This window comes from Nonomuraea sp. H19, assembly GCF_052068215.1.
In the GTDB taxonomy this organism is placed as follows: Bacteria; Actinomycetota; Actinomycetes; order Streptosporangiales; family Streptosporangiaceae; genus Nonomuraea.
Map to the genome: position 1 here is coordinate 349,422 of NZ_JBQHCV010000003.1, position 13,519 is coordinate 362,940.

Sequence of the window (13,519 nt, forward strand, 5' to 3'; positions counted from 1 at the left end):
ACCGCTACTCCATCGAGGGCAGTAGCGCTATTCTTATCCTTCATGAACAACGATAGCAGTATCGCTCAGATCGCCGCGATGCTGCGCGAGGAGGCCGCCCAGCTCGGGCCGGGCGCACGGCTCCCGTCCAGCCGGGAGATCATGCGCAGGCACAACGTCAGTCCCGTCACGGTGTCGCGGGCCATCGGTCAGCTCGCGGCCGAGGGCCGGGTCGTCACGAAGCCCGGCAGCGGCGCCTTCGTGGCTCACCAGATCAGGACAGGGCGGGACACGGCAGACCTGTCCTGGCAGACCGTCGCCCTCGGCGATCGGGTGGTCGACGAGAGCCCTGTGGCGGCGTTGCTCGCCTCCGTTCCCGACGGGATGGTGCCGCTGACCGGCGGATACCTGCATCCGGGGCTGCGGCCGGACAAGCAGTTGGGGGCCGCGGCGGCGCGGGCCGTACGCCGCCCTGACGCCTGGGCCAAGCCGCCCCTCACGGGCCTGCCGGAGCTGCGCAGGTGGTTCGCGACGCAGGCCGGCGGCGACGTGACCGCGGCCGACGCGCTGATCGTCAGCGGCGGCCAGGCGGCCCTCGCGCACGCGTTCAGGGCCCTGGCCGCCCCGGGCACGCCGGTGCTGGTCGAGACGCCCACCTACCCCGGAGCGCTGGCGGCGGCCAAGGCGGCCGGGCTGCGCGCGACGGCCGTACCCATGGACAGCGCCGGCGTACGCCCGGAGCTGCTGGCCGAGGCGTTCGCCGTCACCGGCGCGCGGGTCTTCTTCTGCCAGCCGACGCTGCACAACCCGACCGGGGCCACCTTGCCCGTCGAGCGCCGCGAGCAGGTGTTGCAGGTGGCCAGGGCGGCGGGGGCGTTCGTGATCGAGGACGACTACGCCCGCTACCTGACCGAGGACGCGCCGCCGTCGCTGGCGTCCATGGATCAGCACGGCACCGTGGTGCACGTGGGCTCCCTGACGAAGATCCTGTCGCCGAGCCTGCGGGTGGCCGCCGTGATCGCCCGTGGCCCCGCCGCGCATCGGTTGCGGGCCAGCCAGCTCGTGGAGTCGTTCTTCGTGGCGCGGCCGTTGCAGGAGACCGCACTGGAGTTCGTCGGGTCCCCTGCGTGGCGACGGCACCTGACGGCCGTACACGCCGAGATCAGGACCCGGCGCGACGCGCTCGCGGCCGCATTGGCGGCGCGCATGCCGGAGGCCGAGCTCCATCTGCTGCCCATCGGCGGGATGCACCTGTGGCTTCGCCTGCCCGCCGAGGTCGACGAGAACGCGCTGGTGGAGGCCGCCCGGCGGAACGGCGTGCTGGTGAGCCCGGGCCGGATGTACTACCCGTCCGAGCCGCCAGGGCCGCGGATCAGGGTGACCCACATCGCCGCCACGCATCTGCCGGAGCTGCATGAGGGCGTACGGCGACTCGCCCAGGCCCTTGCCGACACGCGACGGCCCGCAGCCGATCGGGCGTGATCACAATGCCAGTAGAGTGACCGGCATGTCGTCCTCCGCGGAGCTCATCCGAGACTTCGTGAACACCTACGACGTCGAGTCCGACACGGACGAGCTCGCCTCTCCCGCCGAGCTGGCCCTCTGGCTGCGCGAACACGGCCTCGCAGGCCCGCACGACCGCGCCACCGACGACGATCTCCACACCGCCCACGCCCTCCGCGACGGGCTCAGGGCCGCGCTCAGGCGCGAGCCGGCCGGCCTGCCCGCCCTCCCCCTCCAGGTCATCGCCGGGGAGAGCGGCCCCGAGCTGGTGCCGGCACAGGGCGGCGTACCCGGCGGACTGGCCAGGATCGCGGCCGCGGCGGTGGACGCGTCGTGGGACCGGCTGAAGGTGTGCGCGGAGGGAACATGTCAGTGGGCGTTCATCGACTCGTCAAAGAACCGTTCCCGCTCGTGGTGTTCTATGCGTGTATGCGGCAACCGCACCAAGACACGCGCATACCGGGCGAGGAAGCGGGGTTCGCGTCGTCTCCAAGGGTCAAACACCGATACGGTGTAACTCGTGCCTTGTGGCATGGACGGCAGGCGAAGGAGCGGGCCGAGATGGCAGACGTAGGCGTCCGGGCGGCCCGGCGCGACGATGTGCTCCAGGTTGCGAATTGTCAGATACGCGCCTGGCGCTATGGCTATCGGGACTTCCTACCGGAAGGTCCGCTAGAGCAGATGACCGGGGCGGCCGCGGAGAAGATGTGGCTGCGCCAGTGGGACGAGGCGATCGTCGCCCCGCCCACCCCCATGCACCGGGTGCTGGTGGCGGTGGAGACCATCCTCGATACCGAGGGCTTCCCCGCCCTCGGAGCGGGCGGCAGTGCTGCCCTCATCACCCCTCGCGGCGGAGAGCGCGTGGTGGGCTTGGCCTCCCATGCCCCCGCCGAGGATCCCGACCTGGACCCCACCATGACGGCCGAGATGCTGACGCTGCTGGTCGACCCCGACTTCGTACGGCGGGGCCACGGCAGCCGCCTGCTCAACGCGACGGTCGACTACTTGCGCGACGACGGTTTCCGGCAGATCGTCACGTGGGTGTTCGCGGACAACCACGCGGTGCTCGGTTTCCTGGAGTCGGCCGGCTGGGGCGAGGACATGGCAGAGCGTGTCCTCGACATGGGCCGCCCGATCCGGATGATTAGGCTTACAACGGACATCAGCTAGAGATGGCGACGCTCAATCAGTGGATCGCGGGCGCTCGCCCGCGCACGCTTCCCAACGCGATCGTGCCCGTCATGGTGGGCACCGGCGTGGCCATCGGCGAAGGCGGCTTCGTGTGGTGGCGGGCGCTCCTGGCGCTGTTCGTGGCGCTCTCGCTGCAGATCGGCGTCAACTACGCCAACGACTACAGCGACGGCATCCGCGGCACCGACGACCAGCGGGTCGGCCCCATGCGGCTGGTGGGCTCGCGGGCGGCCGCGCCGCGGCAGGTGCTGACCGCCGCGCTGGGCTGTTTCGCGCTCGCGGCGGTGCTCGGCCTGGTCCTGGTGCTGGTCACGCAGGCGTGGTGGGTGCTGCTGGTGGGCGCGGCGGCGATCGCGGCCGCCTGGTTCTACACCGGCGGCTCACGCCCGTACGGCTACCGCGGGCTGGGCGAAGTCGCCGTGTTCGTGTTCTTCGGCGTCGTCCCCGTGGTCGGCACGGCGTACGTGCAGACGGAGTCCCTGAGCTGGCCCGCGTTCGTCGCGTCGATCCCGGTGGGGCTGCTGTCGTGCTCGATGCTCGTGGTCAACAACCTGCGTGACGTGGGGACCGACGGGCAGGCGGGCAAGCGTACGCTGGCGGTCGTGCTGGGGGCCGAGCGCACCCGTACGCTCTATGTGGCCTGCCAGGTGGTGCCGTTCGTGATCGCGCTGGTGATGGTCCCGATCACGCCGTGGGCCGCGCTCGCGCTGCTCGCCGCGCCGCTGGCGATCACTCCGATCAGGGCCGTGCTGGGCAAGGCCGTGGGGCCGGCGCTGATCGCGGTGCTGCAGCAGACGGGCAAGCTGCAAATGGCGTACGGACTGCTGTTCGCCGTGGGCCTGGCCATCGTCTTCTGACCGGGGGAGCGGCTCAGCAGCCGCGGCTCATCACCACGCGCGGCGCGATCTCGATCCCCAGCTCGCGCTCGTGCTCCACCAGCGCCCGCAGCTGCGGCCCCCATTCCGGCTCGGGCAGCACCGAGAAACCGTGCCGGGCGTACCACGGCGCGTTCCAGGGCACATCGCGGTACGTCGTCAGCGTCACGCGCGGCGCGCCGGCCGCCTTCGCGTGGTCGATCACGGCCGCCATCAGCCGCCCGCCGATGCCCTGACGCATGCTGTGCGGATGGACGGCGAGCTGGTCCAGATGCACGTTGCCGTCCACCCAGCCCACGAGCGCGAACCCCGCGGGCGGCTCCCCTTCGACCAGGACGGTCCCAGGATCGGCCACTTCCTCGACCATGGTGGTGCCGGGCGGGAACGGGAAGGTGATGCCCACCTGCTCGAACAGCCGGTCCGCGGCGAGCTCGATCGCTGTCAACCCGGGAAGTTCACCGGGCTCCGCCCATCGCACCATGCCGACACGATCTCATGTTTCGGGCGGATCCCGCCGCTCGTTATTAATCTTGATGATCGTAGGCCCGGCTGTGCGGAGCCGGGATCCTCTCCTCACGACGTGCCCACGACCAGCCAAGGTGGTGGGTACGTCGTGCGGCCCCGCGGACGGGCGGGGTCACAGGTCGAGCAACGACTCCAGGCCCAGGGTGAGGCCGGGCAGCTCGCGCACCCGGCGCACGCCGAGCAGCACGCCGGGCGTGAAGGCCGACCTGCTCATCGTGTCGTGCCTGATCGTGAGGATCTCGCCGTCGCCGCCCAGCAGCACCTCCTGGTGCCCGATGAGCCCGGACAGGCGCACCGCGTGCACGTGCACCCCGCCCACCTCGGCGCCGCGGGCGCCGTCGAGCGCGGTGCTCGTGGCGTCCGGCATCTGCCCGAGCCCGGCCTTGGCGCGCGCTTCGGCCACCAGCTCCGCGGTACGGCGGGCGGTGCCGGAGGGCGCGTCGGCCTTGTTGGGATGGTGCAGCTCGACGATCTCGACGGACTCGAAGTAGCGGGCCGCTTGCTGGGCGAAGTGCATCATGAGCACGGCCGCGATGCCGAAGTTGGGGGCGATCAGGCAGTTGGTGCCCGGAGCGGCCGCCAGCCAGTCGCGGAGGGTCTGCAGCCGCCCCTCGTCGAACCCGGTCGTGCCCACCACTGGATGGACGCCGTGGGCGATGGCCCATTCGAGGTTGCCCATGACCACGTCGGGGTGGGTGAAGTCGACCACCACCTCCGCGCCTTCGAGCCGCTCGATGGGGTCGTCCTTGCCGAGCGCGGCCACCAGCTCCATGTCGGTGGCCGCCTCGACCGCCTTGCACACCTCGACGCCCACACGGCCGCGGGCGCCCAGTACACCTACCCTGATCACACGGCCACCCTAGCGGATGGCGTCGGTGAAGTCCTTGTCGCCGTACGGACCGATCACGGCGAGCGTGAACGGTCGGTTGAGGACGTCCGCGGCGATCTCGGAGATCTCGTCGGGCGTGACGGCCTCGATGCGGGCCAGCACCTCGTCCACCGACATGAGCTCGTCGTAGACCAGCTCGTTCTTGCCGATGCGCGACATGCGGGAGCCGGTGTCCTCCAGGCCGAGCACGAGCCCGCCGCGCATCTGCCCCTTGCCGCGCATGATCTCGTCGGCGCTCAGCCCTTGGGCCACCACCCTGGTCAGCTCGTCCCGGCAGATCTTCAGCACGTCATCGATCTTCGACGGCAGGCAGCCGACGTAGATGCCGAACTGACCGGTGTCGGCGTAGGCCGAGGTGTAGCTGTAGGCGGAGTAGGCCAGGCCGCGCTTTTCCCTGATCTCCTGGAAGAGCCGGGACGACATGCCGCCGCCCAGCGCCGAGTTGAGCACGCCCAGCGCGAACCTGCGGTCGTCGGTGCGGGACAGACCTGTCGTGCCGAGCACCAGGTTGGCCTGCTCCGTCGGCCGGTCGAGCACCCTGACGCCGGAGCGCGTGTCGGCGCCGGGGCCGCTGGTGCGCGGCGGCGCGAACTCGGGAGGGCCGCTCAGCGCCCCCGCCCGCTCGTACGCCCTGGTGACCAGCTCGACGACCTCTTCGTGCCGAATGTTGCCCGCGACGGACACCACCGTGCGGCGAGGCCGGTAGTAACGCTGGTAGTACTCGGCGATCCGGTCCCGCCCGAGGGCGTTGATCGACTCGACCGTGCCCAGGATGGGACGGCCGATCGGCGAGTCGCCGTACAGCTCGGCGGCGAACTGCTCATGCACCACGTCCGAGGGATCGTCGTCGTGCATGGCGATCTCCTCGAGGATCACGCCGCGCTCGGACTCGACGTCCTCCTCGGTCACCAGCGAGCTGGTCACCACGTCGGCGAGCACGTCGACCGCGATCGGCAGGTCCTCGTCGAGCACGCGTGCGTAGTAGCACGTGTACTCCTTGGCGGTGAAGGCGTTGATCTCGCCGCCGATGCCCTCGATGGAGGCGGAGATCTCCATGGCGTCACGCGTCGGGGTGCCCTTGAACAGCAGGTGTTCAAGGAAATGGGTGGCCCCCGTGTGCTCGGGGGCCTCGTCGCGCGAGCCGATGCCGACCCACATGCCGACCGCGACGCTCCGCACGGTCGGCATGGTCTCGGTCACCACGCGCAGCCCACCGGGCAGGACGGTGCGCCTCACGACCCCGGCTCCGTCCCTGCCAGGGTGCAACGTAGCGGTGCTCACGGGGCCTCCTTCATCGGCCCCGTGAGCAACCCGCTGTGTCTGCTGGATCCCTCGCTTCGCTCCGTCACGAGTTCCGGTCGTCCCCTTCGCCTCCGCTGGTGCTACGGGTGCGGACGCGCGTACGGGTGCGGCGCGGCCGGTCCGACTTGTCCTCAGCGGCCGGCGCGGCCTCCTCGGGCTGCGGAACGTCGGCGTCGCCCTCCTCGGAGGTCGTCGCCTCCTTCTCCGCGGACTCCTTCTCGATGACCTCGACAGGCACCAGGGAGAGCTTGCCCCGGCCGTCGATCTCGGCGATCTCGACCTGGATCTTCTCGCCGACGCTCATCACGTCCTCGACGTTCTCGATGCGCTTGCCGCCGTGCAGCTTGCGGATCTGCGAGACGTGCAGCAGCCCGTCCTTGCCCGGCATGAGCGAGATGAACGCCCCGAAGGCCGCGATCTTGACGACCGTGCCCAGGTAGCGCTCGCCGACCTCCGGCATGTGCGGGTTGGCGATGGCGTTGATCGCCGAACGGGCGGCCTCGGCGGACGGGCCGTCGGTGGCGCCGATGTAGATCGTGCCGTCGTCCTCGATGGTGATCTCGGCGCCCGTGTCGTCCTGGATCTGGTTGATCATCTTGCCCTTCGGGCCGATGACCTCGCCGATCTTGTCGACCGGGACCTTGATGGTGATGATGCGCGGCGCGGTCGGGTTCATCTCCGCCGGAGAGTCGATCGCCTCCTGCATCACGTCGAGGATCGCCAGGCGGGCGCCCTTGGCCTGCTTGAGCGCGGCGGCCAGCACGTGGGCGGGGATGCCGTCCAGCTTGGTGTCGAGCTGCAGCGCCGTGATGACGTCCTTGGTGCCGGCGACCTTGAAGTCCATGTCGCCCATGGCGTCCTCGGCGCCGAGGATGTCAGTCAGGGTGACGTAGGAGTCACCCTCGCCGATCAGGCCCATCGCGATGCCGGCCACCATCTCCTTGAGCGGCACGCCGGCGTCGAGCAGCGCCATCGTGGAGGCGCAGACCGAGCCCATCGACGTGGAGCCGTTGGAGCTGAGCGCCTCGGAGACCTGGCGGATGGCGTACGGGAACTCCTCGCGCGTGGGCAGCACCGGCATCAGCGCCCGCTCGGCCAGCGCGCCGTGACCGATCTCGCGGCGCTTGGGCGAGCCCACCCGGCCGGTCTCGCCGGTGGAGTAAGGCGGGAAGTTGTAGTTGTGCATGTAGCGCTTGGTCCGCTCCGGGTTGAGCGTGTCGATGACCTGCTCCATGCGCAGCATGTTGAGGGTGGTGATGCCCAGGATCTGGGTCTCACCGCGCTCGAACAGCGCCGAGCCGTGCACCCGGGGCACCACGTGGACCTCGGCGGACAGCGCGCGGATGTCCTTGGTGCCGCGGCCGTCGATGCGGATGCCCTCCTTGACGACCCGCTCGCGCATGAGCTTCTTCATCACCGAGCGGAACGCGGCGCTGATCTCCTTCTCGCGCCCCTCGAACTCGGGCACGAGCTTCTCGGCGGCCAGCGCCTTGACCTTCTCCAGCTCGTTCTCGCGCTCCTGCTTGCCGGCGATGGTCAGCGCGGCAGCCAGCTCGGCCTTCACCGCGTACTCGACCGCGGCGTAGACATCCTCCTGGTATTCCAGGAAGACCGGGTATTCGGCCGTCTCCTTGGCCGCGACCCGCGCGATGCGGGACTGCGCCTCGCACAGCACCTTGATGAACGGCTTGGCGGCGTCCAGGCCCTGCGCGACGGTCTCCTCGGTGGGCGCGACCGCGCCCTCGGCGACCAGCTTGAGCGTGTCCCTGGTGGACTCGGCCTCGACCATCATGATCGCGACATCGCCGTCGGCCAGCACCCGGCCCGCCACGACCATGTCGAACGTGGCCCGCTCCAGCTCGTGATGCGTCGGGAAGGCCACCCACTGGCCCTCGATCAGCGCGACGCGCACGCCGCCGATCGGGCCGGAGAACGGCAGGCCCGCGAGCTGGGTGGACAGGGACGCGGCGTTGATGGCGACCACGTCGTAGAGGTGGTCAGGGTTGAGCGCCATGACGGTGGCGACGACCTGGACCTCGTTACGCAAGCCCTTGACGAACGACGGGCGCAGCGGCCTGTCGATCAGGCGGCAGGTGAGGATGGCGTCCTCGGAGGGACGGCCCTCACGCCGGAAGAACGAGCCGGGAATGCGGCCCGCGGCGTACATTCGCTCTTCGACGTCGACCGTGAGCGGGAAGAAGTCGAATTGCTCTTTCGGATTCTTGGACGCGGTGGTAGCGGACAGCACCATCGTGTCGCTGTCGAGGTAGGCGACGGCAGAGCCGGCCGCCTGGCGGGCGAGACGACCGGTCTCGAACCGGATCGTGCGCGTGCCGAATGAGCCGTTGTCTATGACGGCTTCAGCAGTGTGGACACCCTCCACGGGGGACCTCCTTGTGGTCGGTCTCCCGCGCCCTTTTCACCGGCACCCTCGTTAGGTGCAGCGCCGGTCTTCGATCGAAGCGCCCGGTCAGACGTCGTACGTCTTCCGGAAGCCACTACCGAGGACCGGCCCGCAGGCGTCGCGGGTCGCATGGTGCTAAGCGGACGCGGGGGCTGTGTGTCTCTGATTTTCAGTTTTACGCCAGGCGCAGGGGGGTTTTCACCTCGCCACGCGCCCGGTCTGTCCTGACTCTATGGGTCCTACCCCATATGAGAAGGGAGCGGCACAGGGCCGCTCCCTTTCATGCTATCGGCGCAGACCAAGCCGCTCGATGAGGGCGCGGTAGCGCTGGATGTCGACCTTCTGCAGGTACTTCAGCAGGCGGCGCCGGCGACCGACGAGCAGAAGCAGGCCACGACGGCTGTGGTGGTCGTGCTTGTGCGTCTTCAGGTGCTCGGTGAGCTCGCTGATGCGCTTGCTCAGCAGTGCGATCTGCACCTCGGGCGACCCGGTGTCGCCGTCGGCCGTCGCGTATTCGCTGATAATGGACTTCTTGGCAGCGGTGTCGAGGGACACGGCTCTCCTTCAATCTACGGGCACGCGCGAGTGAGTCGAGAGCGCGAACGACCGTGCGTGCCTACAGTCGCCGCGTGAAGGCCGTCATGGGCAGCGCGCAGCGGCGCCGTCACAGAGCCGACATGCAAGGTTACCACCTTGGCAAGAGTGCTCGGGTGTCGCCGTCACACGTATTGCGCAGCGTACTCGCCGGTCGGGGCGATGGGGGTGATGACGTCGATCAGCACCCCGTTGGGGTCGGACACGATGAAGTGCCGCTGGCCGAAGTCCTCATCGCGCAGCGCGAGCTCGGGACTGAGACCCTCGCCGGCGACCAGCCGCCGCCATTCGGCGTCGACGTCGGCCACCTCGAAGTTGAGCAGCAGTCCGGCGACGGGCCGCCGGTAGGCCTCGGGCAGCGTCGGATGCGCGTGGTCGAGCAGTGCCAGCTCGTACGTCCCGCGCCGCAGGCTCACGTACCAGTCGGCCTCGAATGTCACCTCGAACCCGAACAGCCGCACATAGAAGTCCTTCGACTCGTCGACCTTGGCCGTGCAGATCACGGAATAGAAGCTACTGAGCTCCATGGCGTCCTCCTTTTCACATACCACCGGTATGTGAGGGTAAGCTAGTTCGCATACCTTCGGTATGTCAAAGTGAGGATCGGGTGACCAGAGCGGCGCAGAAGGAGCACACCAGGCGGACACTGGTGGCCGTGAGCAGGCGCCTGTTCGCGGCCAGGGGCTACGCCGCGGTCGGCCTGGCGGAGATCGTGCGCGAGTCCGGGGTGACCAAGGGCGCGCTCTACCACCATTTCGCGGGGAAGACCGACCTCTTCCGCGCCGTGCTGGAGGAGGTGCAGCAGGAAGTGGCGGCCCGGGTGGTGGCCGCGGCCGAGGCGGCAGGCGACCCGTGGGCCCGGCTCAAGGCCGGCTGCGCGGCCTTCGTGACGGCAGGCGCCGACCCGGAGGTCCAGCGCATCATGCTCATCGACGGCCCAGCGGTGCTGGGCTGGAACGAGTGGCGGGCGATCGACGAGTCCTCATCGGCCGTACACCTGGCCGAGGCGCTCACGGCCCTCATCGACGAGGGCACGATCCCCGCTCAGCCGGTCGAGCCCCTGACCCACCTGCTGTCGGGCGCGATGAACGAAGCCGCCCTGTGGCTTGCGCAATCCGCCACACCCGACGTCGCCGCGACGCTTTCGGCGCTGTCGCGGCTGCTGGAGGCTCTGCGTCATGATTCATGAAGACTCTTACGCGCTGCCGTGGCCCGCCACCCACCGACGCCGGCTCACGTCTGTCCAGGGAAACGGCCGCTGACCGGTCAGTGGCGCGCCGCCGTAACGGTGCGCATGGTTGACCGGCGGGGTGGTTCAGGCCGGACGCGTGAGGCGGCGGGCGGCGGCGACGTCGGCGTGGATTTGCTGGATCAGTTCCTCGATGGAGTCGAAACGGGTGTTGGCGCGCAGGCGGGCGGCGAATTCCACGGCCACGTGAACCCCGTAGAGCTCCAGATCATCACGATCCAGCGCGTAGGCCTCAACCGTCCGCGGCACGCCCTCGAACGTCGGATTGGTGCCGACCGAGATCGCGGCCGGCCACCGCTCGCCTTCGTACAGGGCGGGCAGATTGGCCACGGGCACGCACTCCAGCCACCCCGCGTAGACCCCGTCGGCCGGGATGGCGGTGTGCGCCGGGGTCTCGACGTTCGCGGTGGGGAAGCCGAGCTGGCGGCCCCGCTGGTAGCCGCGGACCACCACGCCTTCCACCCGGTGCGGGCGCCCGAGCGCGGCGGCGGCGGCCTCGACGTCCCCCGCCACGAGGCGCTCGCGGATCGCGGTCGAGGAGATGGAGTCGAGCGTGGGCACGGCCTCCACCGCGAAGTCGTATTTGTCGCCCAGCGTCCGCAATGTGTCGACATCGCCGCTCGCGCCGTGACCGAACACGAAGTCCTCCCCCACGACCACGACGGCCGCCCGCAGCCGTTCGGCGAGCACCGATTGGGCGAAGTCGGCCGGGCTGGTCCGCGACAGCTCCAGCGTGAACTCCACCACGTCCACCTCGTCCACCCCCAGCCCCGCCAGGAGCTCGGCCCTGCGCCTGTGGTTGGTGAGCCGCGGCGGATGCGACCCGGGGCTCACCACCTCGTCGGGATGCGGCTCGAACGTGACGGCGACGCTGCGCAGCCCGCGCTCGCCGGCGATGGCGACGGCCCGCTCGACAACCCGCTGGTGCCCGCGGTGGACCCCGTCGTACACACCGATGGTGACGACAGACCTTCCCGAACCCTGCACGCTAGGCCCCATTCGCTCGTGGCGGCTCAATCCGACACAAGCCTGCCACGCCCATCACTCTTCCCTCCAATCGAGGGGGATCGGAGCCGAAGTGTGAGGGGAATCGAGCGGATAGGATCGGGCATCATGCCTCGATATGCGCTGCTGATCCTGCCTGCCTTCAACCGGGTCTACGGAGAGAGCTCCGTCCGGCTGACCAGGAGCGAGCTGGCGGTCTTCAGCTCGCGCGCCCTCGGCAACGCGATCGTGGCCAGCGAGGAGACCGAGATCGGCGGCGTCCCGTACGTGACGTTCGAGACGGCGGAGCCCCTCACCCAGCCGGACATTTCGCTTTTGTCAAACCTTTCCTCGGTTTATGCAATCTTTGGTCTCGAAGGCGACCTGCTCCGGCCGCTGCGGATGCGGCCGCTCGACCGGCTGACCAGCGACCTGATCACCATCCAGAAATACGCCGGCAAGACCAACGAGCACTTCACCAAGCTGCTGCTCAACGTCACCGCACTGGCCGGCGACAAGGGACTGGGCGAGCGGCTGGCGGTGTTCGACCCGCTGTGCGGCCGCGGCACGACCCTCAACCAGGCCCTCATGTACGGCTACGACGCCTACGGGATCGACGTCGACGGCAAGGACTTCGAGGCGTACTCCGGCTTCATCAAGACCTGGCTACGCAACAAGCGCCTCAAGCACACCGCCGAAACCGTGCCGGTGCGCCGCGAGCGGGCCCTGGCCGGGCGGCGGCTGAACGTCACTTTCGGCCTGTCGAAGGAGGCCGTCAAGGCAGGCGACGTGCAGCGCCTGGCCGTGGTCAACGCCGACACTTTCAAGAGCCGCGAGTTCTTCAAGCCGCGCTCGTTCGACATCCTGGCGACCGACGCCCCCTATGGCGTCCAGCACGGCAGCAAGGGCGGATCCGGCCTGTCCCGCAGTCCCCTGGAGCTGCTCAGGCAGGCCGTACCGGTCTGGGCGGAGCTGCTGCGTCCCGGCGGCGCGATGGGCATCGCCTGGAACACCTACGGCGGCAAGAGCGCCGACCTGGCGGAGATCCTGCGCGCGGCCGGCCTCGAGGTGGTGGACTACCCCGACTTCGAGCACTGGGTGGACCAGGCGATCGTCCGCGACATCATCGTGGCCCGCCGGCCTGCTAGCTGACGAACACCGCGAGGGGCTTGGCTATGGGGCCGTGCTCTTCGACCAGGGCGAGCAGCTCGCCGTCCGGTCCGAACACGCCGATCGGCCCCATCCCGAGATCGAGCGCGGGCAGCCGTCCGCCGTGCCCGATGACGCGCGCCTCGTCGGCGGTCACGTCCCTGCGCGGGAACGCCGCCGACACCGCCTCGCCTATCGGCAGGACCACGCACTCCTCGGCGAGCTGCTCGACACTCCTGGCCAGCGACAGGTCATAGGGCCCCACCCGGGTACGCCGCAGCCGCGTCAGATGCCCCCCGACCCCGAGCGCCGCTCCCAGGTCGCGGGCCAGCGCGCGGATGTAGGTGCCGCTGGAGCAGGTCACGACCGCGTCCACGTCCACGACGTCATCGAGCGTCCTGATGCCGAGCACCTCGAACGCCCGCACGGTGACGGGCCTGGCCGCGAGCTCGACCGTCTCGCCCGCCCGCGCGCTCTTGTAGGCGCGCTTGCCGTCCACCTTGATGGCGCTGACCTGCGGCGGGATCTGCATGATCTCCCCGGTCAGCGCCGCGATGCCCTTGTGGATCTCGGCCGCCGTCACGTCGGCCGCCGAGGCCGTCGCGGTGACCTCTCCCTCGGCGTCGTCGGTGTTGGTGCTCACGCCGAGCCGGATCGTGGTCTCGTAGACCTTCTCGGTCAGCATCAGGTGCCCGAGCAGCCTGGTCGCCTTCTCCACGCCGATCACGAGCACGCCGGTGGCCATCGGGTCGAGCGTCCCGGCATGCCCCACGCGCCGGGTGCCGGCGATGCGCCGCATCTTGGCCACCACGTCGTGGGACGTCCAGTCGGCCGGCTTGTCGACGATGATCAGACCGCTCTCGGCCATCAAGCCT

14 protein-coding genes are annotated in these 13,519 nt (G+C 69.7%); 6 read left to right on the forward strand and 8 right to left on the reverse strand.

The features are described from left to right. The first annotated feature begins 42 nt into the window (after nucleotides 1-42). The 4 genes from ACTMTI_RS08315 (at nucleotide 43) to ACTMTI_RS08330 (ending at nucleotide 3,530) form a co-directional block, all read left to right on the forward strand. Nucleotides 43-1,461, forward strand: coding sequence for a PLP-dependent aminotransferase family protein (locus ACTMTI_RS08315; RefSeq protein WP_441119274.1), 1,419 nt, complete (start codon nucleotides 43-45; stop codon nucleotides 1,459-1,461). A 25-nt stretch (nucleotides 1,462-1,486) separates the two neighbouring features. Then, nucleotides 1,487-1,999 (forward strand): CGNR zinc finger domain-containing protein, encoded by a 513-nt coding sequence (locus ACTMTI_RS08320; protein ID WP_441119275.1) that lies wholly within the window; start codon nucleotides 1,487-1,489, stop codon nucleotides 1,997-1,999. 164 nt (nucleotides 2,000-2,163) lie between these two features. After that, complete coding sequence (locus ACTMTI_RS08325; protein ID WP_441119277.1) at nucleotides 2,164-2,652, forward strand: N-acetyltransferase family protein; 489 nt, start codon at nucleotides 2,164-2,166, stop codon at nucleotides 2,650-2,652. Between the two features lie 2 nt (nucleotides 2,653-2,654). After that, on the forward strand, nucleotides 2,655-3,530 hold the full coding sequence (locus ACTMTI_RS08330; RefSeq protein ID WP_441119279.1) for a 1,4-dihydroxy-2-naphthoate polyprenyltransferase: 876 nt from the start codon (nucleotides 2,655-2,657) through the stop codon (nucleotides 3,528-3,530). Nucleotides 3,531-3,543: 13 nt separating this feature from the next. Here ACTMTI_RS08330 and ACTMTI_RS08335 read toward each other — a convergent pair whose 3' ends face one another. The 6 genes from ACTMTI_RS08335 to ACTMTI_RS08360 form a co-directional block, all read right to left on the reverse strand. Next, nucleotides 3,544-3,993: a GNAT family N-acetyltransferase gene (locus ACTMTI_RS08335; protein ID WP_441119281.1), complete on the reverse strand. Its 450-nt coding sequence runs from the start codon at nucleotides 3,991-3,993 to the stop codon at nucleotides 3,544-3,546. Between the two features lie 192 nt (nucleotides 3,994-4,185). Beyond that, nucleotides 4,186-4,923, reverse strand: a complete 738-nt coding sequence (gene dapB, locus ACTMTI_RS08340; protein WP_441119283.1) for a 4-hydroxy-tetrahydrodipicolinate reductase — start codon at nucleotides 4,921-4,923, stop codon at nucleotides 4,186-4,188. Nucleotides 4,924-4,932: 9 nt separating this feature from the next. Continuing rightward, nucleotides 4,933-6,243 carry a M16 family metallopeptidase gene (locus tag ACTMTI_RS08345; RefSeq protein WP_441119284.1) on the reverse strand — a complete coding sequence of 437 codons (1,311 nt, stop codon included), beginning with the start codon at nucleotides 6,241-6,243 and terminating at the stop codon, nucleotides 4,933-4,935. A 64-nt stretch (nucleotides 6,244-6,307) separates the two neighbouring features. Further along, nucleotides 6,308-8,647 (reverse strand): polyribonucleotide nucleotidyltransferase, encoded by a 2,340-nt coding sequence (locus ACTMTI_RS08350; protein ID WP_441119285.1) that lies wholly within the window; start codon nucleotides 8,645-8,647, stop codon nucleotides 6,308-6,310. Between the two features lie 306 nt (nucleotides 8,648-8,953). Further along, on the reverse strand, nucleotides 8,954-9,223 hold the full coding sequence (gene rpsO, locus ACTMTI_RS08355) for a 30S ribosomal protein S15 (protein ID WP_441119286.1): 270 nt from the start codon (nucleotides 9,221-9,223) through the stop codon (nucleotides 8,954-8,956). Between the two features lie 164 nt (nucleotides 9,224-9,387). Then, nucleotides 9,388-9,789, reverse strand: a complete 402-nt coding sequence (locus ACTMTI_RS08360) for a VOC family protein (protein ID WP_441119288.1) — start codon at nucleotides 9,787-9,789, stop codon at nucleotides 9,388-9,390. Nucleotides 9,790-9,869: 80 nt separating this feature from the next. Between ACTMTI_RS08360 and ACTMTI_RS08365 the strand changes: the two genes are divergently transcribed. Further along, nucleotides 9,870-10,451, forward strand: coding sequence for a TetR/AcrR family transcriptional regulator (locus tag ACTMTI_RS08365; protein WP_441119290.1), 582 nt, complete (start codon nucleotides 9,870-9,872; stop codon nucleotides 10,449-10,451). 126 nt (nucleotides 10,452-10,577) lie between these two features. Here the strand turns inward: ACTMTI_RS08365 and ACTMTI_RS08370 are convergent, their stop codons facing one another. Further along, nucleotides 10,578-11,510, reverse strand: coding sequence for a bifunctional riboflavin kinase/FAD synthetase (locus ACTMTI_RS08370; protein WP_441119291.1), 933 nt, complete (start codon nucleotides 11,508-11,510; stop codon nucleotides 10,578-10,580). 114 nt (nucleotides 11,511-11,624) lie between these two features. On the opposite strand from ACTMTI_RS08370, the gene ACTMTI_RS08375 reads away from it, so the two are divergent. Next, nucleotides 11,625-12,647, forward strand: a complete 1,023-nt coding sequence (locus ACTMTI_RS08375; RefSeq protein WP_441119292.1) for a TRM11 family SAM-dependent methyltransferase — start codon at nucleotides 11,625-11,627, stop codon at nucleotides 12,645-12,647. Here the strand turns inward: ACTMTI_RS08375 and truB are convergent. Further along, nucleotides 12,640-13,512: a tRNA pseudouridine(55) synthase TruB gene (gene truB / locus ACTMTI_RS08380; RefSeq protein ID WP_441119293.1), complete on the reverse strand. Its 873-nt coding sequence runs from the start codon at nucleotides 13,510-13,512 to the stop codon at nucleotides 12,640-12,642. The two genes, ACTMTI_RS08375 and truB, sit on opposite strands and share 8 nt — an antisense overlap. Nucleotides 13,513-13,519 lie beyond the last annotated feature (7 nt).